The organism is Leeuwenhoekiella aestuarii, assembly GCF_004104055.1.
Lineage (GTDB): Bacteria > Bacteroidota > Bacteroidia > Flavobacteriales > Flavobacteriaceae > Leeuwenhoekiella > Leeuwenhoekiella aestuarii.
The window spans coordinates 46864-69741 of record NZ_QOVJ01000005.1 but is presented as its reverse complement, the minus strand read 5'-3'; the positions used below and the strand labels follow the sequence as shown (position 1 = coordinate 69741).

Sequence of the window (22878 nt, the reverse complement as noted above, 5' to 3'; positions counted from 1 at the left end):
TTCTAATGCATTTCAATCAATTTGTTGAATTCCTTTCTGTGATTTAGTAGGAGGGTAGATGCATTTTAAATAATCATTAAAATAATCCAAAAGGGGCTTAGCTTCCTTATAAATAGTCAAGTATTCCTTATATTGCGGGAGCTAAATGAACTAATCAATTTTTAATAATAATGAGTATAATTATCAATATCCACGCACGTCAAATTTTGGATTCCCGTGGAAATCCCACAGTTGAAGTAGATGTTTTAACCGAAAACGGTGTTTTAGGAAGAGCTGCGGTTCCTTCTGGAGCATCAACTGGAGAGCATGAAGCTGTTGAATTGCGTGATGGTGGTTCTGATTATATGGGTAAAGGAGTTTTAAAAGCTGTTGAAAATGTAAATGCGGTTATAGCTCAAGAACTTTTAGGAGTTTCTGTTTTTGAACAAAATCTAATCGATCAAACTATGATTGATCTAGATGGTACTCCAAATAAATCTAAGCTAGGAGCAAATGCGATTTTAGGTGTTTCTTTAGCGGTTGCTAAAGCAGCAGCAAATGAATTGAATATGCCATTATATCGTTATGTAGGTGGTGTAAGCGCAAATACCCTTCCGGTACCAATGATGAATATCATTAATGGAGGTTCTCATAGTGATGCTCCTATCGCTTTTCAGGAATTTATGATTATGCCTGTAAAAGCTGAAGATTTTACTCAGGCTATGAAAATGGGTACTGAAATTTTTCACAACCTTAAAAAAGTACTTCACGATCGCGGTTTGAGTACAGCTGTAGGTGATGAAGGTGGTTTTGCACCAACATTAGATGGTACTGAAGATGCTATTGAAAGCATTCAAAAAGCTGTTGAAAATGCAGGATACAAGTTTGGAGATGAAGTAATGATCGCTTTAGACTGTGCTGCAGCAGAATTCTACGTAGATGGTAAATATGATTATACCAAATTTGAGGGTGATAAAGGTGTGGTGAGAACTAGCGAAGAGCAGGCTTCTTATTTAGCTGAATTAGCAGGTAAATACCCAATTATTTCAATTGAGGATGGTATGGATGAGAACGACTGGGATGGTTGGAAATCGTTAACTGAAAAGATTGGAGATAAAGTACAATTAGTAGGAGATGATTTATTTGTTACTAATGTAGAACGCCTTTCAAGAGGTATCGAAAATGGTATAGCTAATTCAATTTTGATTAAAGTAAATCAAATAGGTACGTTGACTGAAACTATTGCAGCTGTGAATATGGCGCATAATGCAGGTTATACTTCTGTTATGTCTCACCGTTCTGGAGAAACAGAAGATAATACTATTGCAGATTTAGCTGTAGCATTAAATACAGGACAGATCAAAACAGGTTCTGCTTCACGTAGTGATCGTATGGCAAAATATAATCAACTGCTTCGTATTGAAGAAGAATTAGGTACTGTTGCTTATTTTCCTAAGCTTAAAGCTTTTAAAGTGAAATAATCAGCTTTTAATAGTTCAAATAAAAAAGGCATTGTTTTCAATGCCTTTTTTTATTTGAGTAATGTTCAGATAAAAATCGATTTTTAATTCTTAATTTTTTTACTTGTATAATGACATTAAAATGTTATATTTTAACGATTAAATGCTTAAATTGTTTCTTTAATTTATTCTTAGTAAGAAAAAAACTATTAATTTAGCTTTAATATTAAGAAGATTTTTACCACGCTTCAAATTAGATAGTTAACCTGACGAAATCTAATTTAACAGATTTGAAAATTTGAAGTTGGGTGAAAGAGCGATTCTGAATTAAGTAGGTGTCGCTCTTTTAGTCCAAATAAAGATATCTAAATTTTGAAGTTGGGTGAGGGGTGACATGCTGCTAGGTATGCACCCCTTTTTATTTGTATTTTTTTAACCTTGGTAAAGCCCGAATTCCTTTATAAATTCCTTTGTATTTCGTAATTTAGCAACTCTTGAAAATTTTGATAATCAGCTAAAACATATTTGAAAAATGGCAGATAATGCTAAATTAATAATAGGTGAGAAATCCTACGAATTTCCTATAATTACAGGTACTGAAAATGAAAGTGCAATCGATATCGCCAGTTTACGAGCTGTAACAGGTGGAATTACCACAATTGACCCGGGTTTTAAAAATACGGGTAGTTGTGAGAGTGCTATAACTTTCTTAAATGGGGAAGAGGGAATTTTGAGGTATAGAGGGTATTCTATAGAAGATTTAGCTGAGAAAGCTTCATTTTTAGAAGTTGTTTATCTTTTAATATTTGGTGAGTTGCCTACAGAAGAGCAGTTGACTAAATTTCATAACGATATAAAAGAAGAGAACCACGTTGATGAGGATGTTAAAAAGATCTTAAATGGTTTTCCTAAGTCTGCTCATCCTATGGGAGTGTTAGCTTCTTTAACCTCTGCATTAACAGCATTTAATCCAGATGCAGTAAATGTAGATTCTGAGGAAGATATGTATGCAGCCATTGTTAAACTATTAGGTAAGTTTCCGGTTCTTGTAGCTTGGACTATGCGTACAAAAATGAGTAAGCCCCTTGATTATGGTGATGACAGTTTAGATTATGTGCAGAACTTACATAAAATGATGTTCTCGAAGCCTAACAGTGAGTATAAAGTTGATAAAACTATTATAGATGCTATTGATAAGCTTTTAATCTTACATGCTGATCACGAGCAAAACTGTTCTACTTCAACTGTACGAATTGTGGGCTCTTCTCACGCCGGACTGTTTGCTTCAATATCTGCTGGTATTTCTGCATTATGGGGGCCACTTCACGGTGGAGCTAACCAAGCGGTGATCGAAATGCTTGAAGCCATTAAAGAAGATGGGGGTGATACTAAAAAATATATGGCTAAGGCAAAGGATAAAGAAGATCCTTTCCGTTTAATGGGTTTTGGCCATAGAGTTTATAAGAACTTTGATCCTCGAGCTAAAATCATTAAAAAAGCTGCTGACGAAGTTTTAGAACAGCTAGGTGTAGAAGATGAAGTTTTAGCTATAGCTAAAGGATTAGAAAAAGAAGCTTTAGAAGACGATTATTTTGTTAAACGTAAACTATATCCTAACGTAGATTTTTATTCAGGTATTATTTACAGAGCATTAGGTATTCCTGTTGAAATGTTTACTGTGATGTTTGCGATGGGGCGTGTGCCGGGATGGATTGCTCAATGGCGTGAAATGCGTTTACGTAAAGAGCCTATAGGAAGACCTCGCCAAGTTTATATTGGTGAAACCTTGAGAGCCTTTAAACCTATGAAAGAACGATAGAAATCCTAAAGATTTTAAATAATGAAGCGGGTTTTTGGCAATAGTTCAAAAACCCGCTTTATGTTTTTATATTTGCGACAACTTCAATTTTATGATAAAGCTGAATATTAACGATGAGACGTCTCGACTTCGCTCTGTGATTCTAGGAACAGCAAAAACAAACGGTGGTACTCCTGCTGTAGAAGAGGCTTATGATCCTAAATCTTTATTACACATCAAAGCGAATACATATCCTAAAGAAGAGGATATGATTCAAGAGATGGAAGCTGTTGAGGAGGTTTTTAATAAATATGGTGTTCAGGTTTTTAGACCTAAACTGATCGATAATTATAACCAGATTTTCACAAGAGACATTGGTTTTGTAATTGATGATATTTTTATAAAAGCAAATATTTTACCAGATCGCGAGCAGGAAATAGAAGCTATTGAACATGTACTGACTCAGATTGATCCAGAAAGAATCATAAGATTTCCAGAAGAAGCACATATAGAAGGTGGTGATGTGATGCCTTTAGGAGATTACATTTTTGTAGGTGTTTATCGTGGCCCTGATTATGCAGATTATATAATTGCACGAACAAATATGCTTGCTGTAAAATATCTTCAAGAGACATTTCCTGAAAAGCAGGTGAAATCTTTCAACTTGAGAAAGTCAAATACAAATCCTTACGAGAATGCTTTGCACTTAGATTGCTGTTTTCAGCCGGTAGGAGAAAAATACGCTATTCTGCATAAAAATGGATTTCTTGAAGAGGAAGAGTATCAATGGCTTGTAGATCACTTTGAGCCTGAAAACATTTTTGAGATCACCTCAGAAGAAATGTTTAGTATGAATTCTAATGTCTTTTCCATTTCACCTAAAGTAGTCATTTCTGAAAGGAATTTCACGCGATTGAATACTTGGTTACGCAGTAAAGGAATTACAGTTGAGGAAGTGCCATATTCTGAAATCTCAAAGCAAGAAGGTTTATTACGTTGCAGTACGCTGCCTCTTGTACGTGAGTAATTATTCAATTATAATAGTCCGGAATTTCTCTTTTTATTCAATCTCAAAGAATCCCTATGAAACAAGTTACAGATACTGTATTAATGGTACGCCCTGCTGCATTCAGAATGAATGAGCAAACCGCTGTAAATAATTATTTTCAGGAAGATGTTTCCCTGAAAAATGATGAAATTAATCTTAAGGCTCAGCAAGAGTTTGATACGTTTGTAGATAAATTAAAAGCTGCTGGTGTCGGGGTTTTGGTACTTCAGGATAAAAAAGAACTGGATACACCAGATTCAATTTTCCCTAATAATTGGGTGAGTACTCACGCAAATGGAGATGTGGCAGTCTATCCTATGTATGCCGAAAACCGAAGGAGAGAGCGCAGGAACGAGTTCTTTGAGTTGCTTGAAGATTCTGGTTTTGAAATCAAAAATGTTGTTGATTATACTGAGGCAGAGGAGGAAGGTGTCTTCTTAGAAGGAACTGGGAGTATTATTTTAGATAGGGAGAACGAAAAAGCGTACTGCGCACTTTCGGCTCGTGCAGATGAAGATTTGTTTATTGAGTTTTGCGAAGACTTTGGGTACCTACCGGTTATTTTTACAGCCTATCAGTCTGTAGCAAGTAAACGTTTGCCTATTTATCACACCAATGTGATGATGTGTATTGCAGAGGAGTTTGCGGTAATTTGTCTGGAAAGTATAGATGATAAGAAGGAGCGTAAACTTGTTATTAAACAGTTGAAAGAATCAGGCAAAGAAGTGATAGCAATTTCAGAAAAGCAAATGCATCAGTTTGCAGGTAATATGCTTCAGGTAAAAAATAATGCTGGAAAAAAGTATTTAGTAATGAGTGCCAGCGCGCACAATGCTTTAAAAGAAAATCAGGTAGAAGCTATTACTAAATATTGTGATATTTTAAGCAGTGATCTGGAAACTATCGAAACCTGTGGTGGTGGAAGTGCCCGTTGTATGATGGCAGAGATTTTTCTTCCTAAACCCAATTAGTTTTCTTTTTTATTGAGATTTTGAATCCATTTAAAACTCATCAAGATCATAAAGAAACTTAGTGGTAGAGATGTGATGATTAAAAGCTTTTGCACAGCGCTCAAAACATCTTCCTCTTTTTTAGCAAGACTTAGCAGCACTATTCCAATAGCGCAAATTGTAAGTAAGGTGCTCCAGACTATTCGATGTTTTTTAGAAGGGGTGTCGGTATTTTTTGAAGTAAACAGGCTCAAAACCAAGATCGCTGAATCTAGAGATGTAACTAAAAAGCTTACTAATAAGATCACAACAATTGTGTTTACAATACTTTGAGCAGGATAGTGAGAAAGAAATATAAATAGCGAAGTAAAAACATTGTCAAATTCCCCTTTGTATTCTCCTGCGGCATTAATCATTTCAAAAGCAGATTGCCCAAAAACGGTAAACCAAAAGAAACTGCCCAGAGAGGGAACAAGTAAAACTCCCAGTATAATCTCTCTGATTGTTCTTCCTCTTGAGATTCGGGCAATGAATATTCCGGTGAAAGGAGCCCAAGCTAACCAAAAAGCCCAGTAATAATAGGTCCAGTCAGTAAGGAACTTTTTACCGGGATCAAAAGCTCCCAACGCTAAGCTCATGGGTATAAAGTCTATAAGATACCTATACAATGCATGAACATACTGCTTCAGTATTAAAAGCATATCTGTTTGTAGAAATACAAAAATCAGTAAGGCAAGTGTTAGATAAATATTTGCAGTAGATATTATTTTTATTCCTTTTTCTACTCCACTTAATGCGGAAAGCAATGCCAAAAAGCCAATAAAGAGTATCAGCATAATACTGTAATTTGCATTTAAAGTCAGCCCCAATAAATGATCCATACCGCCTTTTATTTGACTAGAGCCTAGAGCTACCGCAGCTACTAGACCAAAAACTGTAGTAAGAATGGTTAATAGGTCCGTCAGCGCAATTCCGAGATTTTTAAATCTACTTTTTGTAGAATATTTTTTGGTATCAAAAACAGTACTGCTTGTAATTAATGGTCTCCCGTACTTAAAAGCTACCGTGCCTATTGCGAGTGCAAAAAGTGCATAAAATGCCCAAGCTGTAAAACCCCATTGATAAAAAGTAAATTCTAGTGCTCTGATTTCTGTAGAAACATTGTTTTGAATTGGAGGGTTTTGTTGCATAAAAACGGGTTCTTGTGCCGCTCGTAATAAGATGCCCGCGCCCATACCTGCGCTATACAACATCGAAATCCAAGCAATGTTAGAGAAAGCTGGTTTTTCATCAATTTTACCCAATTTATAGGTTCCCCATTTTGAAAAGGCAACGACAACAAGAAGCACAACCGAAAGAAGACCGAGGACCAAATAAAACTGACCAAACCATTCCCTAACCCCTATTGAAAGTGTTTCAATAAGCTGATAACTTTCAGCGGTAAAGGCATAAAACATTGTAGAGATGCTCAATAGGAGCACTCCGGAAGAAAAAAGCAGAAGGTTTTTATTTATAAACTTTAGGTGTTTAATAGCTTTTTTCTTTTGGTTGGTAACTCACAATATTGCGTATCATTCCGCCGAAAATAAAATAATGAAAGGGTAACATACTAAACCAATACAATCGTCCCCAAAGCCCTCGAGGTCTAAAAGTTGCTGTCTGATGTAATATATTATTGTTATCTATTTCCCAGTCTAGCCAGGCTTCTCCGGGCACTTTCATTTCAGCGAAAAGGAGCAATCTTTTTTCTTCTTTATCCGCCAGTAATACGCGCCAGAAATCAAGAGAGTCTCCTTCGTATAATTCATTGTCATGTGTACGGCCACGTCTGAGGCCTACACCGCCAGCAACTTTGTCCAGAAATCCACGAATTTTCCACAACGTATTTGCGTAATACCAGCCGCGGTTGCCGCCGATTGACCAGATGTTTTTGAGCGCCTGCTCCGGGTTTTCCAATTTGATGGATTGCCTGTCTTTAAGACAGCCATATTCTGGTACTTTGATATAATGGTTGAGATCTTTTCTAAAACGACCACTCACCATAGAATCTTTCCAGCTAGAAACAACCTGATTTTGTTCAATTTTCTCAAAAGCCAGACGTATCGCATCCATGTAATTTATGGGCTTTACCTGAAGCATTTTTTGCAAGCGCGTGTCTTTGCTTATAACCTCAATACGCATACTGTCTACCAAATTCAAAGCCAGTTTATAGCTCGTGGAAGTTACAAAATACAACCAGTAAGAAGAAACTTTAGGTGTCATCACCGGGACATCGATAATCGTGAGTGAAAGTTCTCGCACTTTTGCATACAATAACATCATTTGTTTATAAGATAAGATGTCTGGGCCGCCTATATCAAAAGATTCGTTATAACATTTTTCATTTCCTAAAACGCCGCTTAGGTATTGCAGAACATTACGTATCGCAATAGGTTGACACCTTGTTTTTACCCATCTCGGTGTGATCATAACGGGTAATTTTTCGCATAAATCTCTTATGATTTCAAAAGAAGAACTACCAGAACCTACTATAATTGCAGCTCTTAAAACGGTAAGATTAAACCTTCCTTTATAGAGCGTATCTTCAACTTTTTTGCGGGAACTTAAGTGTTTGCTTAAATTTTCTTCATTTACAATGCCGCTTAAATAAATGACCTGTTTGCAATTAGTTTCAGCCAGATATTTGTTAAAATTTTTAGCGGAAAGTTCTTCTTTCTCATCAAAATCAGAGGTGGAAGAAGTCATCGAGTGAATGAGGTAATACGCAGCATCCAGATTTTCAGGAAGCTTACAAGTGTCAGGTTCCGCAAGAAAATCAATTTCTAAAATTTGAATTTTCTCTCGTATTTTAGGACTTACGGAAAGACGTTTAGAGTCTCTGACGGCGCAAATAACTTTGTGTCCCTGCTCCAAAAGAAGAGGAAGCAGCCGCATACCGATATACCCGTTAGCTCCGGTTAATAATATTTTCATAGCGCTTTTCTTTAAAGATAGCCATTTGAAAGATTTTTTAGGTGAAACAAATACTAAAGGGTTAACTTATCCCTTCTAAAAGTTGAAATACTATGAATAAAACAATGCGTACGATAACTCTTGTAGTAGGAGTGGTTTTAATAGGTCTGGGTATATATCAAGCTTTTGTGCCACAAAAAGTTGTTGACTTTGCAGGTCTTAGCGTTAGTGCAAAAGACGGACTCACAACAGAATCTTTACTTCTAATCGGTATTGGTGTAGTTGCACTGATCGCGAGTTTTTATAAACGCAATTAAAGGTCTTTTGGGCCTAGTGGTAGATTTTCGGCTTTATAATCCATTATTTTTTTAATGAATTTATGGGTTGATTTATCGTTAGCTTTTGCACGTATTTTGATAAAATAATGATCCCGGTAAATGCCGTATTCTTCGGCTTTGCCTTTATAAAGGCTTAATTTATAGTAGGGAATAATCAGCGCATACGATTCTAGAAGCGACCTAAAACCTATAATAATTCCATTCGGACGCATTTCTATAGTACAGGTATTGATATAACTGTCAAGAATAAGCAAGTTATGAATTTCTACACTTGTGCCGGTAATAATGAGTTTAGAAGAACCAATACCTTTCCTTTTGAGGCGCTCTCGTATGGTAAAAGGTGGGCCAACTTCGGTGTCTATTTTCCGTTTAACTTCAGGATTATTGTATGAGACATTGAGCAGCATTTTTTTCTTTTAAAGATAAACTTTTTATCAAAGATCAATTTTGAAGCCTCTGTGGTATTTTAGCTTTGTCAACGCTAGGTTTTACGTATCTTTGCGCCTTCAGAAAAAGCACTCATGAATTTATCAGATAAACTTACACAAGCCGTAAAAGATGCGGTGCAACGTATTTTTAATGCCGAATTAGAAACCGTTGAGATTCAACCTACCCGGAAGGATTTTGAAGGTGATCTTACAGTTGTTGTTTTTCCGATTCTGCGCGTTGCCAAAGGTAATCCTGCTGTGATTGGAGAGCAAATAGGAGCTTATGTGAAAGAGAACCTCGCTGAAGTTTCAGATTTTAATGTGGTTAAAGGTTTTTTAAATCTGGTGATTGCAGACTCTTTTTATATTGATTTTTTTGAAAGTATACGTACACAGGAAAACTTTGGTCACGAAGCAGCGTCTGGTAAAGCTGTGATGGTTGAATACTCTTCGCCTAACACAAATAAGCCGCTTCATTTAGGACATGTGCGCAATAATTTATTAGGGTATTCGGTTGCTGAGATATTAAAAGCTTCCGGGAAAAAAGTTTACAAAACCCAAATCATCAACGATCGCGGGATTCATATTTGTAAGAGTATGTTAGCTTGGCGAAAATTTGGTGATGGTGAAACTCCAGAGTCCACAGGAATGAAAGGTGATAAGCTGGTAGGAAACTACTATGTGAAATTTGATAAAGCCTACAAAGAAGAGCAATCGTATTTAATTGCACAAGGAAAAACCAAAGAAGAAGCAGAAAAAGAAGCTCCGTTGATTTTGGAAGCTCAGGATATGTTACGCAAATGGGAAGCTGGTGATGCAGAAGTAGTAACGCTTTGGGAGAAAATGAACGGCTGGGTTTATGAGGGGTTTGAACAAACTTATAAAAGTCTGGGTGTTGATTTTGACAGTTATTATTATGAGAGCAATACCTATTTATTAGGAAAAGACAATATTGAAGAAGGCCTTAAAAAAGGTGTTTTTTACAGAAAAGAAGACGGGTCCGTTTGGTGTGATTTGACCGAAGATGGTCTTGATGAAAAAATAGTTTTGCGCAGCGATGGCACAGCCGTTTATATGACTCAGGACATAGGTACCGCGATTCAGCGTGTGAAAGATCACCCAGATGTAGGTGGAATGATTTATACGGTAGGTAATGAGCAAGATTATCATTTTAAAGTTTTGTTTTTAATACTGAAAAAACTGGGCTACGACTGGGCAGAAAATCTGTATCACCTGAGTTATGGGATGGTAGACTTACCTAGTGGAAAAATGAAAAGTCGTGAGGGTACTGTAGTTGATGCTGATGATCTTGTTGAAGAGATGACAACAACTGCCGGAAACATCGCTAAAGAACTGGGGAAACTTGATGGGTATAGCGAAGCAGAAAAACAGGAGCTCTATAAGATCATTGGTCTTGGAGCGTTAAAATATTACATTCTTAAAGTAGATCCTAAGAAACGCATTCTGTTCAACCCTGAAGAGTCTGTAGATTTTCAAGGAAATACGGGGCCGTTTATTCAGTACACTTATGCGCGAATTCAATCTATTTTAAGAAAAGCTGCAGATACGGGTGTGCCAGAAAGTGTTCCGCATAAAGAACTGCATCCTAAAGAAAAGGAACTTATCAAGCAAGTTGCGCTGTATCCTGAAACGGTTCAGTTGGCAGCAGAAAATCACAGTCCAGCGTTAATCGCAAATTACACCTATGATATGGTAAAAGAGTTCAACTCATTTTATCAGCAGGTTTCGATATTAGGGGCAGATACAGAAGAGGAGAAAAGTTTCCGCGTAGCGCTATCTAAAAAGGTGGGGGATGTTATTGCCTCTGCATTTAGTTTGTTAGGAATTCAGGTTCCTGAACGTATGTAATTATTTGGAGCATTTTAAAAGAAGAAAATCATCAACCGAACTAAATTGGATTAAATGAATATCTTCTGATTTGAAACTATTATTCTTGTATTCAAATCATTAAATTTGCAACCTTGAATCCATAAAGTGGAAGATTGAGTTCAGGTATAAAACCTGATACATTAAAAGAATACAAAATCCCTCGCGATTGATTCACGAGGCTGTTTATTATAAGATCTATGTTTGATAATTTAAGTGATAAGTTAGATAAGGCGATGCACGTGCTTAAGGGGCACGGTCAAATTACCGAAGTTAATGTTGCCGAAACCCTTAAAGAAATACGTCGTGCGCTTGTTGATGCAGATGTTAATTATAAAATAGCCAAAGATTTTACCAGTACGGTTAAAGAAAAAGCGTTGGGTCAGGATGTATTGACCGCGTTAAAACCGGGTCAATTGATGACTAAATTGGTAAAAGATGAACTAACCGAATTGATGGGTGGTGAGGCAGAAGGTCTCAACCTTTCGGGAAATCCATCAGTTATTTTGATGTCTGGTTTGCAAGGTAGTGGTAAAACTACATTCTCTGGTAAACTGGCAAACTTTCTTAAGACTAAAAAAACTAAAAAACCGCTTCTTGTTGCTTGTGATGTTTATCGTCCAGCGGCGATAGATCAGCTTCACGTTGTAGGTGATCAGATAGGAGTTGAGGTTTACTCTAATAAAGAAGAGAAAGATCCAGTAAAAATTTCAGAAGCAGCAATTGCACACGCAAAAGCAAATGGTTTTAATGTAGTGATCATTGATACCGCCGGTCGTCTTGCAGTTGACCAAGCGATGATGAATGAGATTGCTGCGATACATAAAGCTATTGAGCCACAGGAAACCTTGTTTGTAGTAGATTCTATGACGGGTCAGGATGCTGTTAATACGGCAAAAGCTTTTAACGATGTTCTTAATTTTGATGGGGTAATCTTAACCAAATTAGATGGTGATACACGCGGTGGTGCGGCACTTTCTATTAAAACGGTTGTAGATAAACCCATTAAATTCATTGGTACCGGTGAGAAGATGGAAGCGATAGATGTGTTCTATCCTTCTCGTATGGCAGATCGTATTCTTGGGATGGGGGATGTAGTGTCTCTTGTAGAACGTGCTCAGGAACAATTTGACGAAGAAGAAGCGCGTAAGCTGCAAAAGAAAATCGCTAAAAATCAGTTTGGTTTTGACGATTTTTTAAAGCAGATTCAGCAGATTAAGAAAATGGGTAATATGAAAGACCTTATTGGGATGATTCCCGGTGCTGGTAAAGCTCTAAAAGGTCTTGATATAGACGATGACGCTTTTAAAGGTATTGAAGCCATTATTCACAGTATGACTCCAGACGAGCGTACACAACCATCTATCATAAATAGTAGTCGCAAAAAACGCATCAGCAAAGGTTCTGGTACTTCAGTGCAAGAGGTAAATCAGTTGCTGAAACAATTCAATCAGATGAGTAAGATGATGAAAATGATGCAAGGTGGAGGCGGAGCCAAAATGATGCAGATGATGAATAATATGCGATAACACCAGTTTACAGTCTCAGCAAGCAGTACTTTTTTACTAATACTTATGGGTGTAGAAGATTTAATAGCATATCAGAAAGCATTTGAATCGGATATGGAAATCCTTGAGATTACTAAATCTTTTCCAAAAGAAGAGCAGTTTTCACTGACTGATCAAGTTAGAAGAAGTTCAAGATCAGTTTGTGCTAATATGTCTGAAGCGTATAGAAAAAGAAAGTACGAAAAACATTTTGTAAGTAAGTTAACGGATTGTGATGCTGAGAATGGAGAAACTCAAACTTGGTCGAAATTTTCACTCGCTTGTGAATACATTTCAGAAACTGACTATTCCTTAAAACTCGAAAAGAGTAGAGAAGTAGGGAGGCTATTAAATTATATGATCAATAATCCAGGAAGGTTTGGTTGTAACTGAAAACTGCCAGCTGATACTGCCAACTATATAGAGTATGACAATCTTAGACGGAAAAAAAACCAGTAACGATTTAAAAAATGAGATCGCCGAAGAAGTAAAAGCTATGAAAGCTAAAGGCGAAAAAGTACCTCATTTAGCCGCAGTTTTGGTAGGTAACGATGGTGCTAGTTTAACGTATGTAGGTAGTAAAGTTCGTGCTTGTGAGCGTATAGGTTTTGAATCTACATTGATTCAGTTGCCTGAAGAAACTACCGAGGAAGAGTTGCTCAGTCAAATAGATACGTTGAATAAAAATCCCGAAATTGACGGTTATATTGTTCAGCTCCCGTTACCGAAACATATAGACTCTCAAAAAGTATTACTGGCTGTTGATCCAGATAAAGATGTAGATGGTTTTCATCCTACCAATTTTGGTAAAATGGCTCAAGATATGCCGGTGTTTATACCTGCAACGCCGTTTGGTATTATGGAATTACTGAAGCGTTATAACGTAGAAACTTCAGGTAAACATACCGTTGTAATAGGTCGTAGTCATATTGTAGGCCGCCCGATGAGTATTTTGATGTCTCAAAAAGGAAATCCTGGAGACAGCACGGTAACACTTACGCATAGCCGCACTAAAAATCTTGAAGAATTAACTAAACAAGCCGATATAATTATCACCGCTTTAGGAGTTCCAGAGTTTTTAAAAGCTGATATGGTAAAAGATAATGTTACTATAATTGATGTAGGCATTACGCGTGTTCCTGATGAAACTAAAGAGCGCGGTTATAGAATTACCGGAGATGTAGATTTTGAAGCTGTGAGTAAAAAAGCATCTTTCATTACTCCGGTTCCTGGAGGTGTAGGACCGATGACGATCGCTATGTTGTTAAAAAATACATTGCTTGCACGAGCAAGACATAACGAACTTCAATCTTAAGACTCTGAAGTTTCTAACAAAAAAAGAGGTCAATATGACCTCTTTTTTGTTCTAATAAGAATTACAACAAATGTCTTGCTCCTAAAGCCGCACCAATAATCCCAGCGTGATTACGAGTGTGCGCAGCTACAATGGGTATATCTGTTTTTAGATATTTAATATACTCATCTAAGTTTTTACTCGCACCACCACCAATAATTATTAGTTCTGGTTGTGAAATTCTAGTAGTCAGCTGTATAAATTTATTGAAGCGTTTACCCCATTTTTTAAAACTCATGTTATTGTCCAAACGTACACGCCTGGAGGCATACTTCTCGATGATCTTATTTTTCTTATAGCGCATTTGCCCCAATTCAAAATTCGGGATGAGTTCGCCATTAAAGAAAACACCGCTTCCTATACCAGTTCCTACGGTAACAACGATTACAAGACCATCAACGCCTTTGCCTACACCAAATTCCATTTCGGCAAGTCCGGCTGCGTCGGCATCATTCATAACATTTACGGGTAATCCTATTTTTTGAGAAATCATATCATCAACCTGAAGGCCTAACCAGGACTTGTCCAGATTTCCGTGTTCAAGAGCTTTTCCTTTATGAATAACAGTAGGGAAGCCAATGCCTACGGGACCTTTCCAATCCCAGTGTTTAACAACATCAGCGATAGTGTTTACCATAGCTTTTGGCTCGCGTGGAACAGGAGTATCTAATCTAAAACGTTCACCTAAATATTCTTCTTTGTCGAGATTGACAGGAACCCCTTTTATTCCTGAACCACCTACGTCTACTCCTAGTATTTGCATAAAATATTGTTTGGTCTAAATTATAAATTACTCAAAATTCCTTATTGATTTTTGAGTAGCTAGTAATGCTGAAGGGCAATTTATTGAAAAACCACAAAAAACAATAGTATAATACCAAGAATATATAGAGCCCAGTAAGGTTTTAGACTCAGCGGGTTATTACCGAATAATATTTTGGTGATCTTAAACATCGCCGGGCGATTCTTAGCAAAATAGTTATATGAGTTATCGCTTATAGATCTAAATATCTTACTTGAAACATACCACTTGTGATACGGGTAATTTTTCCGCTTTGCGTAATCATAACAACGGTATGCAGAATCGGGACCACTATATACATTTCCGTTGGGTTCTATAAGTCGACTTGCTTTTTTAAATTCCTTCAGCGGAAAATCTTTATATTTTTTTGAAGTTTCTTGAAAGGTTTTGTAGTCTAGCGCATCGCCAGTTTTAGATTTCCATCTGGTTATCCAAAATCTACAGAAACCACAATTACCATCCCAAATGAGTACAGGTTTATCTGATGGTGGATATTTAGTCTTGATTATCTTCTGAAACATCAGGAGTTAAATTATCAAATTCGGTATCCGCATCGCCATATTCGTGTTTGTATATTTTCACAATCAGCAAAAACAAACTAATAAGTAACGGGCCAAAAATAAGTCCTATAAACCCAAAAAGAGGTACCCCCACAATCACACCAATTAGTGTTACTAACGGGTGTACATTGGCAAGACGTTCTAAAACATAAAGGCGTATTAAGTTATCTGTAGAACCTACTACTACAAGCCCATAAATTGCAATACCCACAGCCTGAAGATTATTTCCGCTGGCAATCATAAGAATCACTACAGGAACAATACCTAATAAAGTTCCCACAAATGGAATCATACTGCCAATAGCCGTGATTACAAACCAGAAAAAAGGATCTGGAACACCAAAGATGAAAAACCCGATTAAGGCAACAATACCTTGAGCTAAAGCAACCAGAGGTATTCCTAAAGCATTGCTTTTTACCATTGCAACACTCTCGTGACCTATTCGAGCGATATTTTCTTCGTTGAGTGGTATGAATGCATAAAGTGATTTGTGCATTTTATCATTATTGACTAACATATAATAGAGAATAAAATACATTATACCTATAGCGATAGAAACATTAAACGTTCCACCTGCAAAGTTTTGTAGATTCGTAGAAACCCAACTTGTAATAGAATTAGTATCTATAGAGTCACTTACGCTAAATCCTAGGTCTGATTCCCAAACCCCAACTTGATTTTTTACAACTTCAACAACACGTTCAGAATTTTTTACTGCTTTACCTATTTTGTTAGTGAGCATCATGACAGTTAGCCCTATAGGTACTAGGATGACGATAAACGAAATCAGCATGGCAGTACCTGCAGCAAGTCCTAACTTCCAACCTCTATTTACTAACCATTTAACAAATTTACGCAAGAGTACGTATAAGGTGATTGCGCCTAAAACACCAGATAAATAGGGAGTCATCTCTTCTACTATAAGTACAAAGAGAAAGAGTATTAAGATTATTAAAAAAAGTTGGCGTACTAATTCGGGTTTTAATTTGTTCATTATTTGGAGAATAGTTGAGAAATATCTTTAAAACTTTTAAACTCTAATGCATTTCCGCACGGATCGTAAAAGAACATCGTTGCTTGTTCTCCGGGAAGACTTTCAAAGCGAATGTAAGGCTCAATTGCAAATTCAATCTTTTTTGATTTTAGTTGTTTGGCAAAAAGATGAAAATCATCCCAATCCAGTACTACCCCAAAATGTGGAACCGGTACTTCTTTACCGTCTACGGCATTGTGATGTATGGATGCCTTTTCTTCTTTTGGCTTATAATGAATAACAAGCTGATGTCCAAAAAAGTCAAAGTCTACCCATTGCTCACTGCTGCGACCTTCAGAAAGTTCTAAAGTATCTCTGTAAAATTTGCGGGCTTTGGCTACATCATCAACAGGAATAGCTAAGTGAAAAGGTGCAGGCATAGTCGTTAAGGGTTAGTTCGTTTATTAGTTATTGCGTAAAGCGTTGATGAGTTCTTTTTTACTCATTTTAGATCTGCCGTCTATTCCTATGTTTTTAGCTTGCTGGTAAAGGTCATCTTTGGTGCGGTCTTCATATTTTTCTGCTTTACCGCCTTTTTTACCGGCATCTGGAGTATTTGCTATACGAGCAGACTTCTCTTTGCTGTAGCCTTGATCACGCAAAGCTTCATATTGTTCTTCATTTTTAACCGAAGGAATCTTATCTGCCATAATTCTTTAAATCTAAATAAGTGCTATTTAAAAATAAAAGGAATTATTCAGTTGTGGATGCTCCTTAACACAGGTTTAATGATTACTAAGCCTTTGTAATACATAAAATGATTTCTGGTACAGAAATAAGCTTTACATTCTTCGGCGTCTGGGGCCTGAAGGTTTTACAATAGGTCGTTTGCCAGGCTCAGTATTGGGGTCAAATTCACCGCTACTCTCAGAAAGAAGTTCGTTAAGTTGTTTGAGTTCTTCTTTGGTGAACTGGCGGTACTTCCCGACATTCAAATCAAGATTGATGTTCATTATACGCACGCGTTTCAATCTGGTGACATTATAGCCTAGATGCTCACACATACGTCTAATTTGGCGATTGAGACCTTGCGTTAAGATGATTTTGAAGCGTTTTTTGCCCAATTGTTCAACTTCACATTTTCGCGTAATTGTATCTAGAATAGGCACACCACCAGCCATACTTTTTACAAAAGAAGTAGTAATGGGTTTGTCAACTTCAACAATGTATTCTTTGTCGTGATTGTTGCGAGCACGTAGAATTTTATTTACGATATCGCCATCGTTGGTTAAAAAGATTAAACCTTCACTGGCTTTGTCAAGTCTCCCAACCGGAAAAATGCGAGTAGGATAGTTGATGTAGTCAATAATATTGTCTTTTTCTACCCGAGTGTCTGTAGTACAAACTATGCCAACAGGTTTGTTGAAGATTAAGTAAACTGGTGGGTCTTTTTCTTCGCCTACTAATTTACCGTCAACTCGTATTTCGTCGGCCGAGCTCACTTTAGTACCCATTTCTGGTACGCTTCCGTTAATTGTAATACGGCCGGCATCAATAAGTTTATCTGCCTCCCGACGTGAACAAAAACCTACTTCGCTTAAAAACTTATTTATTCGAGTTAAAGGAATTTCTGACATAGTGTTTGATTTAAATAAGAATGACTTCTTACTCTTTTAAAAAATTTATGATTTTTTCATTTACCTCATTATCGTAAAGCGAATGATTAAGACCTTTAGTCTCTATAAATTTAGATTTTTGTAATTCTGAATGAATGGCGTGTGAGCCAGAAGCCGGAGTAATAGTATCATCTTTATCGTGAATGACTAGTGTAGGCACAGTTATTTTTCTTGCAAAAGCGGAAGAAGAAAACTCAACAGTTTTAAAATTGAATTTATTTAGGAAAAAATTATCCAATGCTTTTAGCGCTCTATTGTTTAAGCCTAAAAGTTTTTGGTAATCTTTTAAGATGCTTTCTAATTTATCTGGAGCTCCCAGGATCACTAATTTTTCAGTTTTAAAAGTTTCTTCCTGCGACTGGTTGTATAAAACAGTCATTCCGCCCATAGAATGACCGATGAGGTAATCAGGCTGATACGTATTTAAAATTACACGTAGTGCCTTGTGATAAAGTGGAACATAAAAGTATTTACCACTACTGTAACCGTGTGCGGGTGCATCAAAGGCAATGATATTATAATCTTCTTCTTGAAACCGGTGAATCATATCTTTCCACCGATGTGTATGACTTTCCCAGCCGTGAACAAGGACTATGGTTTTGCCTTCACCTGGCCACCTGTAAGGTTGTATGGTATGCTCTTCAACAGTAACTTGTGGTTCAAGATTCGGTTTTAAAAAACCTTCGTGATGAGGTCCTATTTTGCCGCGTCTGGGTTTGCTAAAAACTTTAAAAGCTTTTTTTGCCGAAGCTCTGGGACTTACTAAAGCAAGCACGTTGATATATGAACCAATCGCTTTCGGAAGAATTTTTTTGACAATTTTATTCATAAAAAAACCCTCTTTTTGAGAGGGTCAAATATACGGGTTATCTGTGGCCTAATTTTTATTTTCGGCATCAATAACGTCTGTGTCTTTTCGATATTTTAATAGTGATATACCAGAAAGGAAAAAAATACCTCCCAATATAGCCAAGGCCCAAGGGCTAACACCGGTGCTCAAACTTCCAAAAACACCCATAATTCCTACTACAAGTGAAATTGCTCCTCCTATTACCATAACTATTGCTAAAATCTTAATCATAATTGTATAAATTATTAGGTTAGATTTTAAAAGTACAGCTATAGACTCAAGCTGGGTTTTAGATTAACGTGTCTTTAGGTAAGAATTAATAATTATTTACGAATTAGAATTTGATTCACAGTTGTTTGTGAGCTGTAGTGGGTTTGATTATTCTTCTCTATTAACTTTATTGAAATCAAAAGCAGGCTTGCAAATTGATATATAAGTACACGGTTTGTCAAAAGGATTACTATACTGCACACGTGTTCCTGCAGGAATTTTAATAGACTCTCCGGCTTCTAGAATAATCTCTTTCTCATCAATTAAAAACTGCTTTTTGCCTTCAAAAATAAACGTGTATTCATCAAAATCGGGAGTTTGAAAAGGTTCGCTCCAATGTGGAGGTGCGATCATATGAGCAATACTAATTTCAGAATTACCGTCGCTGGCTTTACCAAAATGTTCGCCAATATATTTGCCGTCATCAGTAGGGACTACAAAAGGCTTTTTCTGTATTTGAAATTTTTTATCAGACATCACATCGGGATTACCAGCCTATCATAAAATATTTAATCTTGGCATCACTAGGTATTTCTGCAGTAGAAACTTTAGCATCCATATTGAATTTAAGTTCTCCGGGAAGTTCATCACGATCTATTGTAAAGTAAGCGTTAATTTCATCTACAAAAATAACAATGCTGCTAATCAACGTTTCAACACGTGAAACTTCATAAGCATCAGTAATATCTTTAAAAGTGCTGTTGAGGTTTATACCCTCTTCAGTGGTATAACGCGCATCAAAAATCTGAATCGTTTTAATTGTTTTAGGAGACCCTTCTTTTGTAGGCATAAGGCTTAATAGCTGCTCACCGCCTTTCTCATAAATTTCAATAGCGTTTACATTGAGTTCTTCGCTTAAGCCTGAGTTTTGATCTACAACACTGTCTTTGCTAAACAAGGTTTTGAGTTCACTAACTTGAGTGTCTTTTGTCAACGGTCCTACTTGGTCTGCAGTAATTGTAAAAGCATTATCGCTGTTACAAGAGGTGAGTGATATACTTGCAATAAGGGCAATGAATAAAATACGTTTCATATAGAGTTTTAATTTAAGTCTGTTTTTTATTTAATTAGTTTACCTAAAATGCCCAAGACACCGCGTATAACCGTGGCGCTGGTGAGTACTTTAATAATAGCTTTTTCTGTTGAACTACTACGCGAAGAAGTACGAGAACTTCTTTTTACTGTTGCACGTTCTTGTTGCGCTTTTTCTTTAGCTTCTTCAGTCTCTGCTTTTTTAATTTTTGCATTGAGCAGCTCATAAGCACTTTCCCTATCTACAGTATCATTGTATTTAGGAGCGAGTGCAGATTTACGATTTATTTCTTCAATCTCTGCATCGGTTAGAATATCCATGCGTGACATTGGCGCGCGCATCATTGTTGCAGCAAGAGGAGTAGGGCGACCTTTCTCATCTAATGCAGAAACCAGAGCTTCACCAGTACCTAGACTGGTTAGCACTTCTTTTGTGTCGTAATATTCTGAATCAGGATAGTTCTCTGCGGTTAATTTTATAGCCTTTCGGTCTTTTGCAGTAAAGGCTCTTAGTGCATGTTGAATTTTTAATCCCAACTGACTCAAGACTCCTTCGGGAACATCAGTGGGATTTTGAGTTACAAAATAAAGTCCTACACCTTTAGAGCGAATGAGCTTTACGATACTTTCAATCTGACTGTATAATGCCTTTGAAGCTTCTTTAAAAATAAGATGCGCTTCGTCTATAAAGATTACAAGTTCCGGTTGATCGCTATCTCCCTGCTCTGGGAATGTGCTGTAAATTTCAGCAAGAAGGCTCAACATAAAGGTTGAAAATAATTTAGGCCTATCTTGAATATCTGTTAACCGAATGATGTTTATTTTTCCTCTTCCGTTATCATCTAAGCGTAAAAGATCATCTACATCAAAAGATTTTTCGCCAAAAAAAACATCTGCACCTTGCTGCTCAAGCTGAACGATTTTCCGCAAAATAGAACCCGCCGAAGCTGTAGAAATTCTTCCATATAAGTCCTGAATTTCTTCTTTTCCTTCGTCAGTAGCATATTGCAAAACCTTTTTAAAGTCTTTTAAATCTAGTAGCGGTAGGCTTTTGTCATCACAGTATTTAAAAAGTATCGCTATAATACCAGTTTGTGCATCGGTCGCATCAAGAATACGGGAAAATAAAACCGGGCCAAATTCACTTACTGTAGCTCGCAGGCGTACACCATTTTGCTCAGAAAGTGTAAGTAGTTCTACGGGAAAGTCTTTGGCTTCAAAAGGCAATCCTATTTTTTCATGACGTTCATCAATTTTAGGATGACCTTCACTGGCTTTTGCGATACCACTAAGATCTCCTTTCATATCCATCAACAGAACCGGGACTCCTTTTTCTGATAGATTTTCGGCCAAAACCTGTAGCGTTTTAGTTTTACCCGTACCGGTTGCCCCGGCAATAAGACCATGACGATTCATAGTCTTAAGTGGAATTTTTACGTGTGCACCTGTGATGGTCTGACCTTCTAACATAGCAGCTCCTAAAGTGATACTTGCTCCTTTAAAAGTGTTGCCTTGTATTATAAGATCTTTAAATTCTTCAGTTTGATTCATCAGTCAAAATTTGGAATAAAAATAAGGATTAATGCCAAAAGGCAACCGGATGATAAAACTATTCTTTTTTTGATTTTAATATTCTGTGTGTATGAGTTGTAATCTTATTTCTTCCATAGAAAATAAGGTAGCTAAGCTTTGGCAACGATTTTATTGAGGTGTATCTTTGCGCCCTATGACAAAAGAGGCAACAGCAAGCCGGGTAGAGCTCGGTGAATTACTTCCGTTAATGGAAGAATTTTATACCATACAGGGTGAGGGCGCTCATACCGGTACTCCTGCATATTTTATTAGAGTAGGTGGTTGTGATGTAGGCTGTCACTGGTGTGATGTTAAAGAAAGCTGGGATGCAGCGATACATCCTCCTACAGAGGCAGCTGCGATTGTAGCTAATGCAAAAAAATACAGTAAGACTATTGTAATTACGGGTGGTGAACCATTAATGTGGGATATGAATCACTTAACCAGTATGCTCAAGGCTGAAGGGTTGAATGTACATATTGAAACTTCTGGTGCTTATGAATTATCTGGGCATTGGGATTGGATTTGCCTTTCTCCAAAAAAGAGAATGTTACCAAAGCCTCGTATCTATGATGAAGCTCATGAATTAAAAGTGATCATATATAATAAAAATGATTTCGCTTTCGCGGAAGAACATGCTGCAAAGGTTAATGATAAATGTGAATTGTTTTTACAACCCGAATGGAGTGTACGAGAAAAAATGACTCCGTTGATAGTAGATTATGTTATGGCAAACCCTAAATGGAAGGTAAGCTTGCAAACCCATAAGTATCTTAATATACCTTAAACAAAAAAGGCTTCCAGATGGAAGCCTATTTTGTTTAATAAACGCGGAAAATTACATTTCAACTTCTTCAATTGGAATTTGAATATATAGATCATCCCACCCTAAGAACATATCAGAACCGTCTTCTGTAGGTTGAAACGAAATAGAAAATGCTTCGATAGGTGCTGCTGTTTTGTGAGCTGGTATTTTAAAACGAACTAAGTCGCGTTCTTCTTTGTATCCGTAAGCACCCCAGGTGTCCAGGTCTTTGTTAAGAATTACTGTCCATTCATCTTCTGTAGGGATAGTGAATAAAGTATACGTTCCAGCAGGTACTTTAGTGTCACCTACCATCATGTCTTTGTAGAATTTAATTTCGGTTGATTCATTAGCTCCGGTTCTCCATACCTCACCGTATTTTTCCATTCCATCCTTTTCAGCAAAAACATCGCGCCCTTTTTTCTGAGGTCTGCTATAAATAACACGCACTCGGGGCGCTTTATCCTGACCGCGAAACATAGCGATATCTAACGGACTTTTATCGAGTTCGCTAAACTTTTGAGCTGTAGCAGTGCTGCCAAAAACAAGAGTTGCTACTAAGATACTTTTAAGTATAATGGATTTCATAACTATTTT

Annotated in this window: 25 protein-coding genes; 10 read left to right on the top strand and 15 right to left on the bottom strand. The window is 36.9% G+C overall.

Features of this window, described 5'->3' with window-relative positions; all coding sequences use genetic code 11:
• The first annotated feature begins 170 nt into the window (after positions 1-170).
• The 4 genes from eno to ctlX all read left to right on the top strand — a co-directional run bounded on the left by eno (position 171) and on the right by ctlX (position 5256).
• Entirely contained in the window at positions 171-1460 is a 1290-nt protein-coding gene (gene eno / locus DSM03_RS13325; protein WP_128762261.1) for a phosphopyruvate hydratase, read from the top strand.
• A 511-nt stretch (positions 1461-1971) separates the two neighbouring features.
• Positions 1972-3258, top strand: a complete 1287-nt coding sequence (locus DSM03_RS13320) for a citrate synthase (RefSeq protein WP_128762260.1) — start codon at positions 1972-1974, stop codon at positions 3256-3258.
• Positions 3259-3349: 91 nt separating this feature from the next.
• Positions 3350-4264 carry a dimethylarginine dimethylaminohydrolase family protein gene (locus tag DSM03_RS13315; RefSeq protein WP_128762259.1) on the top strand — a complete coding sequence of 305 codons (915 nt, stop codon included), beginning with the start codon at positions 3350-3352 and terminating at the stop codon, positions 4262-4264.
• A 56-nt stretch (positions 4265-4320) separates the two neighbouring features.
• Complete coding sequence (ctlX, locus tag DSM03_RS13310; protein ID WP_128762258.1) at positions 4321-5256, top strand: citrulline utilization hydrolase CtlX; 936 nt, start codon at positions 4321-4323, stop codon at positions 5254-5256.
• Here ctlX and DSM03_RS13305 read toward each other — a convergent pair.
• Positions 5253-6716, bottom strand: coding sequence for a BCCT family transporter (locus tag DSM03_RS13305; protein WP_128762257.1), 1464 nt, complete (start codon positions 6714-6716; stop codon positions 5253-5255). The two genes, ctlX and DSM03_RS13305, sit on opposite strands and share 4 nt — an antisense overlap.
• A 46-nt stretch (positions 6717-6762) precedes the next feature.
• The gene (locus DSM03_RS13300) at positions 6763-8208 is read right to left on the bottom strand and encodes an SDR family oxidoreductase (protein ID WP_128762256.1); all 1446 of its coding nucleotides are present in this window, start codon (positions 8206-8208) and stop codon (positions 6763-6765) included.
• Positions 8209-8300: 92 nt separating this feature from the next.
• Here DSM03_RS13300 and DSM03_RS13295 point away from each other — a divergent pair, with 92 nt between their 5' ends.
• Positions 8301-8504, top strand: a complete 204-nt coding sequence (locus DSM03_RS13295; RefSeq protein ID WP_128762255.1) for a hypothetical protein — start codon at positions 8301-8303, stop codon at positions 8502-8504.
• Here DSM03_RS13295 and DSM03_RS13290 read toward each other — a convergent pair.
• Positions 8501-8932 (bottom strand): hypothetical protein, encoded by a 432-nt coding sequence (locus tag DSM03_RS13290; protein ID WP_128762254.1) that lies wholly within the window; start codon positions 8930-8932, stop codon positions 8501-8503. The two genes, DSM03_RS13295 and DSM03_RS13290, sit on opposite strands and share 4 nt — an antisense overlap.
• A gap of 114 nt (positions 8933-9046) precedes the next feature.
• Here DSM03_RS13290 and argS point away from each other — a divergent pair, with 114 nt between their 5' ends.
• The 4 genes from argS to DSM03_RS13270 all read left to right on the top strand — a co-directional run bounded on the left by argS (position 9047) and on the right by DSM03_RS13270 (position 13702).
• Positions 9047-10822, top strand: a complete 1776-nt coding sequence (gene argS / locus DSM03_RS13285) for an arginine--tRNA ligase (RefSeq protein ID WP_128762253.1) — start codon at positions 9047-9049, stop codon at positions 10820-10822.
• Positions 10823-11040: 218 nt separating this feature from the next.
• The gene (ffh, locus tag DSM03_RS13280) at positions 11041-12369 is read left to right on the top strand and encodes a signal recognition particle protein (RefSeq protein WP_128762252.1); all 1329 of its coding nucleotides are present in this window, start codon (positions 11041-11043) and stop codon (positions 12367-12369) included.
• 45 nt (positions 12370-12414) lie between these two features.
• Complete coding sequence (locus DSM03_RS13275) at positions 12415-12780, top strand: four helix bundle protein (RefSeq protein WP_128762251.1); 366 nt, start codon at positions 12415-12417, stop codon at positions 12778-12780.
• Between the two features lie 34 nt (positions 12781-12814).
• On the top strand, positions 12815-13702 hold the full coding sequence (locus DSM03_RS13270) for a bifunctional 5,10-methylenetetrahydrofolate dehydrogenase/5,10-methenyltetrahydrofolate cyclohydrolase (RefSeq protein WP_128762250.1): 888 nt from the start codon (positions 12815-12817) through the stop codon (positions 13700-13702).
• 61 nt (positions 13703-13763) lie between these two features.
• On the opposite strand, the gene ppgK is transcribed toward DSM03_RS13270, so the two are convergent.
• The 11 genes from ppgK to DSM03_RS13215 all read right to left on the bottom strand — a co-directional run bounded on the left by ppgK (position 13764) and on the right by DSM03_RS13215 (position 21455).
• Positions 13764-14504, bottom strand: coding sequence for a polyphosphate--glucose phosphotransferase (gene ppgK / locus DSM03_RS13265; protein ID WP_128762249.1), 741 nt, complete (start codon positions 14502-14504; stop codon positions 13764-13766).
• Positions 14505-14584: 80 nt separating this feature from the next.
• Positions 14585-15064, bottom strand: a complete 480-nt coding sequence (locus DSM03_RS13260; protein WP_128762248.1) for a thiol-disulfide oxidoreductase DCC family protein — start codon at positions 15062-15064, stop codon at positions 14585-14587.
• Complete coding sequence (locus tag DSM03_RS13255; RefSeq protein ID WP_128762247.1) at positions 15039-16097, bottom strand: AI-2E family transporter; 1059 nt, start codon at positions 16095-16097, stop codon at positions 15039-15041. The genes DSM03_RS13260 and DSM03_RS13255 overlap by 26 nt, the downstream gene beginning before the upstream one ends.
• Entirely contained in the window at positions 16097-16516 is a 420-nt protein-coding gene (locus DSM03_RS13250) for a VOC family protein (protein ID WP_128762246.1), read from the bottom strand. The genes DSM03_RS13255 and DSM03_RS13250 overlap by 1 nt, the downstream gene beginning before the upstream one ends.
• Before the next feature lie 24 nt (positions 16517-16540).
• Entirely contained in the window at positions 16541-16786 is a 246-nt protein-coding gene (locus tag DSM03_RS13245) for a DUF7218 family protein (protein ID WP_128762245.1), read from the bottom strand.
• Positions 16787-16918: 132 nt separating this feature from the next.
• Positions 16919-17713: a 23S rRNA pseudouridine(2604) synthase RluF gene (gene rluF, locus DSM03_RS13240; protein ID WP_128762244.1), complete on the bottom strand. Its 795-nt coding sequence runs from the start codon at positions 17711-17713 to the stop codon at positions 16919-16921.
• Between the two features lie 28 nt (positions 17714-17741).
• Complete coding sequence (locus tag DSM03_RS13235) at positions 17742-18581, bottom strand: alpha/beta hydrolase (RefSeq protein WP_128762243.1); 840 nt, start codon at positions 18579-18581, stop codon at positions 17742-17744.
• A gap of 48 nt (positions 18582-18629) precedes the next feature.
• Complete coding sequence (locus tag DSM03_RS13230; protein WP_128762242.1) at positions 18630-18833, bottom strand: hypothetical protein; 204 nt, start codon at positions 18831-18833, stop codon at positions 18630-18632.
• A 147-nt stretch (positions 18834-18980) separates the two neighbouring features.
• Positions 18981-19349 carry a cupin domain-containing protein gene (locus tag DSM03_RS13225; RefSeq protein ID WP_128762241.1) on the bottom strand — a complete coding sequence of 123 codons (369 nt, stop codon included), beginning with the start codon at positions 19347-19349 and terminating at the stop codon, positions 18981-18983.
• A gap of 10 nt (positions 19350-19359) precedes the next feature.
• Positions 19360-19905, bottom strand: coding sequence for a hypothetical protein (locus DSM03_RS13220; protein WP_128762240.1), 546 nt, complete (start codon positions 19903-19905; stop codon positions 19360-19362).
• Between the two features lie 26 nt (positions 19906-19931).
• Entirely contained in the window at positions 19932-21455 is a 1524-nt protein-coding gene (locus DSM03_RS13215) for a helicase HerA-like domain-containing protein (RefSeq protein WP_128762239.1), read from the bottom strand.
• Between the two features lie 175 nt (positions 21456-21630).
• On the opposite strand from DSM03_RS13215, the gene DSM03_RS13210 reads away from it, so the two are divergent.
• A complete protein-coding gene (locus DSM03_RS13210; protein ID WP_128762238.1) occupies positions 21631-22263 on the top strand; it encodes a 7-carboxy-7-deazaguanine synthase QueE in 633 nt (210 codons plus the stop codon).
• A 51-nt stretch (positions 22264-22314) separates the two neighbouring features.
• Here the strand turns inward: DSM03_RS13210 and DSM03_RS13205 are convergent, their stop codons facing one another.
• Entirely contained in the window at positions 22315-22869 is a 555-nt protein-coding gene (locus tag DSM03_RS13205; RefSeq protein WP_128762237.1) for a DUF2911 domain-containing protein, read from the bottom strand.
• Between the last annotated feature and the right edge of the window lie 9 nt (positions 22870-22878).

What these genes read in the sequence shown, in the direction of transcription:
- eno (WP_128762261.1), top strand. Translation starts at nt 171, where the DNA reads ATGAGTATAATTATCAATATCCACGCACGTCAAATTTTGGATTCCCGT.
- DSM03_RS13320 (WP_128762260.1), top strand. Translation starts at nt 1,972, where the DNA reads ATGGCAGATAATGCTAAATTAATAATAGGTGAGAAATCCTACGAATTT.
- DSM03_RS13315 (WP_128762259.1), top strand. Translation starts at nt 3,350, where the DNA reads ATGATAAAGCTGAATATTAACGATGAGACGTCTCGACTTCGCTCTGTG.
- ctlX (WP_128762258.1), top strand. Translation starts at nt 4,321, where the DNA reads ATGAAACAAGTTACAGATACTGTATTAATGGTACGCCCTGCTGCATTC.
- DSM03_RS13300 (WP_128762256.1), bottom strand. Translation starts at nt 8,208, where the DNA reads ATGAAAATATTATTAACCGGAGCTAACGGGTATATCGGTATGCGGCTG.
- DSM03_RS13295 (WP_128762255.1), top strand. Translation starts at nt 8,301, where the DNA reads ATGAATAAAACAATGCGTACGATAACTCTTGTAGTAGGAGTGGTTTTA.
- DSM03_RS13290 (WP_128762254.1), bottom strand. Translation starts at nt 8,932, where the DNA reads ATGCTGCTCAATGTCTCATACAATAATCCTGAAGTTAAACGGAAAATA.
- argS (WP_128762253.1), top strand. Translation starts at nt 9,047, where the DNA reads ATGAATTTATCAGATAAACTTACACAAGCCGTAAAAGATGCGGTGCAA.
- ffh (WP_128762252.1), top strand. Translation starts at nt 11,041, where the DNA reads ATGTTTGATAATTTAAGTGATAAGTTAGATAAGGCGATGCACGTGCTT.
- DSM03_RS13275 (WP_128762251.1), top strand. Translation starts at nt 12,415, where the DNA reads ATGGGTGTAGAAGATTTAATAGCATATCAGAAAGCATTTGAATCGGAT.
- DSM03_RS13270 (WP_128762250.1), top strand. Translation starts at nt 12,815, where the DNA reads ATGACAATCTTAGACGGAAAAAAAACCAGTAACGATTTAAAAAATGAG.
- ppgK (WP_128762249.1), bottom strand. Translation starts at nt 14,504, where the DNA reads ATGCAAATACTAGGAGTAGACGTAGGTGGTTCAGGAATAAAAGGGGTT.
- DSM03_RS13260 (WP_128762248.1), bottom strand. Translation starts at nt 15,064, where the DNA reads ATGTTTCAGAAGATAATCAAGACTAAATATCCACCATCAGATAAACCT.
- DSM03_RS13255 (WP_128762247.1), bottom strand. Translation starts at nt 16,097, where the DNA reads ATGAACAAATTAAAACCCGAATTAGTACGCCAACTTTTTTTAATAATC.
- DSM03_RS13250 (WP_128762246.1), bottom strand. Translation starts at nt 16,516, where the DNA reads ATGCCTGCACCTTTTCACTTAGCTATTCCTGTTGATGATGTAGCCAAA.
- DSM03_RS13245 (WP_128762245.1), bottom strand. Translation starts at nt 16,786, where the DNA reads ATGGCAGATAAGATTCCTTCGGTTAAAAATGAAGAACAATATGAAGCT.
- rluF (WP_128762244.1), bottom strand. Translation starts at nt 17,713, where the DNA reads ATGTCAGAAATTCCTTTAACTCGAATAAATAAGTTTTTAAGCGAAGTA.
- DSM03_RS13235 (WP_128762243.1), bottom strand. Translation starts at nt 18,581, where the DNA reads ATGAATAAAATTGTCAAAAAAATTCTTCCGAAAGCGATTGGTTCATAT.
- DSM03_RS13230 (WP_128762242.1), bottom strand. Translation starts at nt 18,833, where the DNA reads ATGATTAAGATTTTAGCAATAGTTATGGTAATAGGAGGAGCAATTTCA.
- DSM03_RS13225 (WP_128762241.1), bottom strand. Translation starts at nt 19,349, where the DNA reads ATGTCTGATAAAAAATTTCAAATACAGAAAAAGCCTTTTGTAGTCCCT.
- DSM03_RS13220 (WP_128762240.1), bottom strand. Translation starts at nt 19,905, where the DNA reads ATGAAACGTATTTTATTCATTGCCCTTATTGCAAGTATATCACTCACC.
- DSM03_RS13215 (WP_128762239.1), bottom strand. Translation starts at nt 21,455, where the DNA reads ATGAATCAAACTGAAGAATTTAAAGATCTTATAATACAAGGCAACACT.
- DSM03_RS13210 (WP_128762238.1), top strand. Translation starts at nt 21,631, where the DNA reads ATGACAAAAGAGGCAACAGCAAGCCGGGTAGAGCTCGGTGAATTACTT.
- DSM03_RS13205 (WP_128762237.1), bottom strand. Translation starts at nt 22,869, where the DNA reads ATGAAATCCATTATACTTAAAAGTATCTTAGTAGCAACTCTTGTTTTT.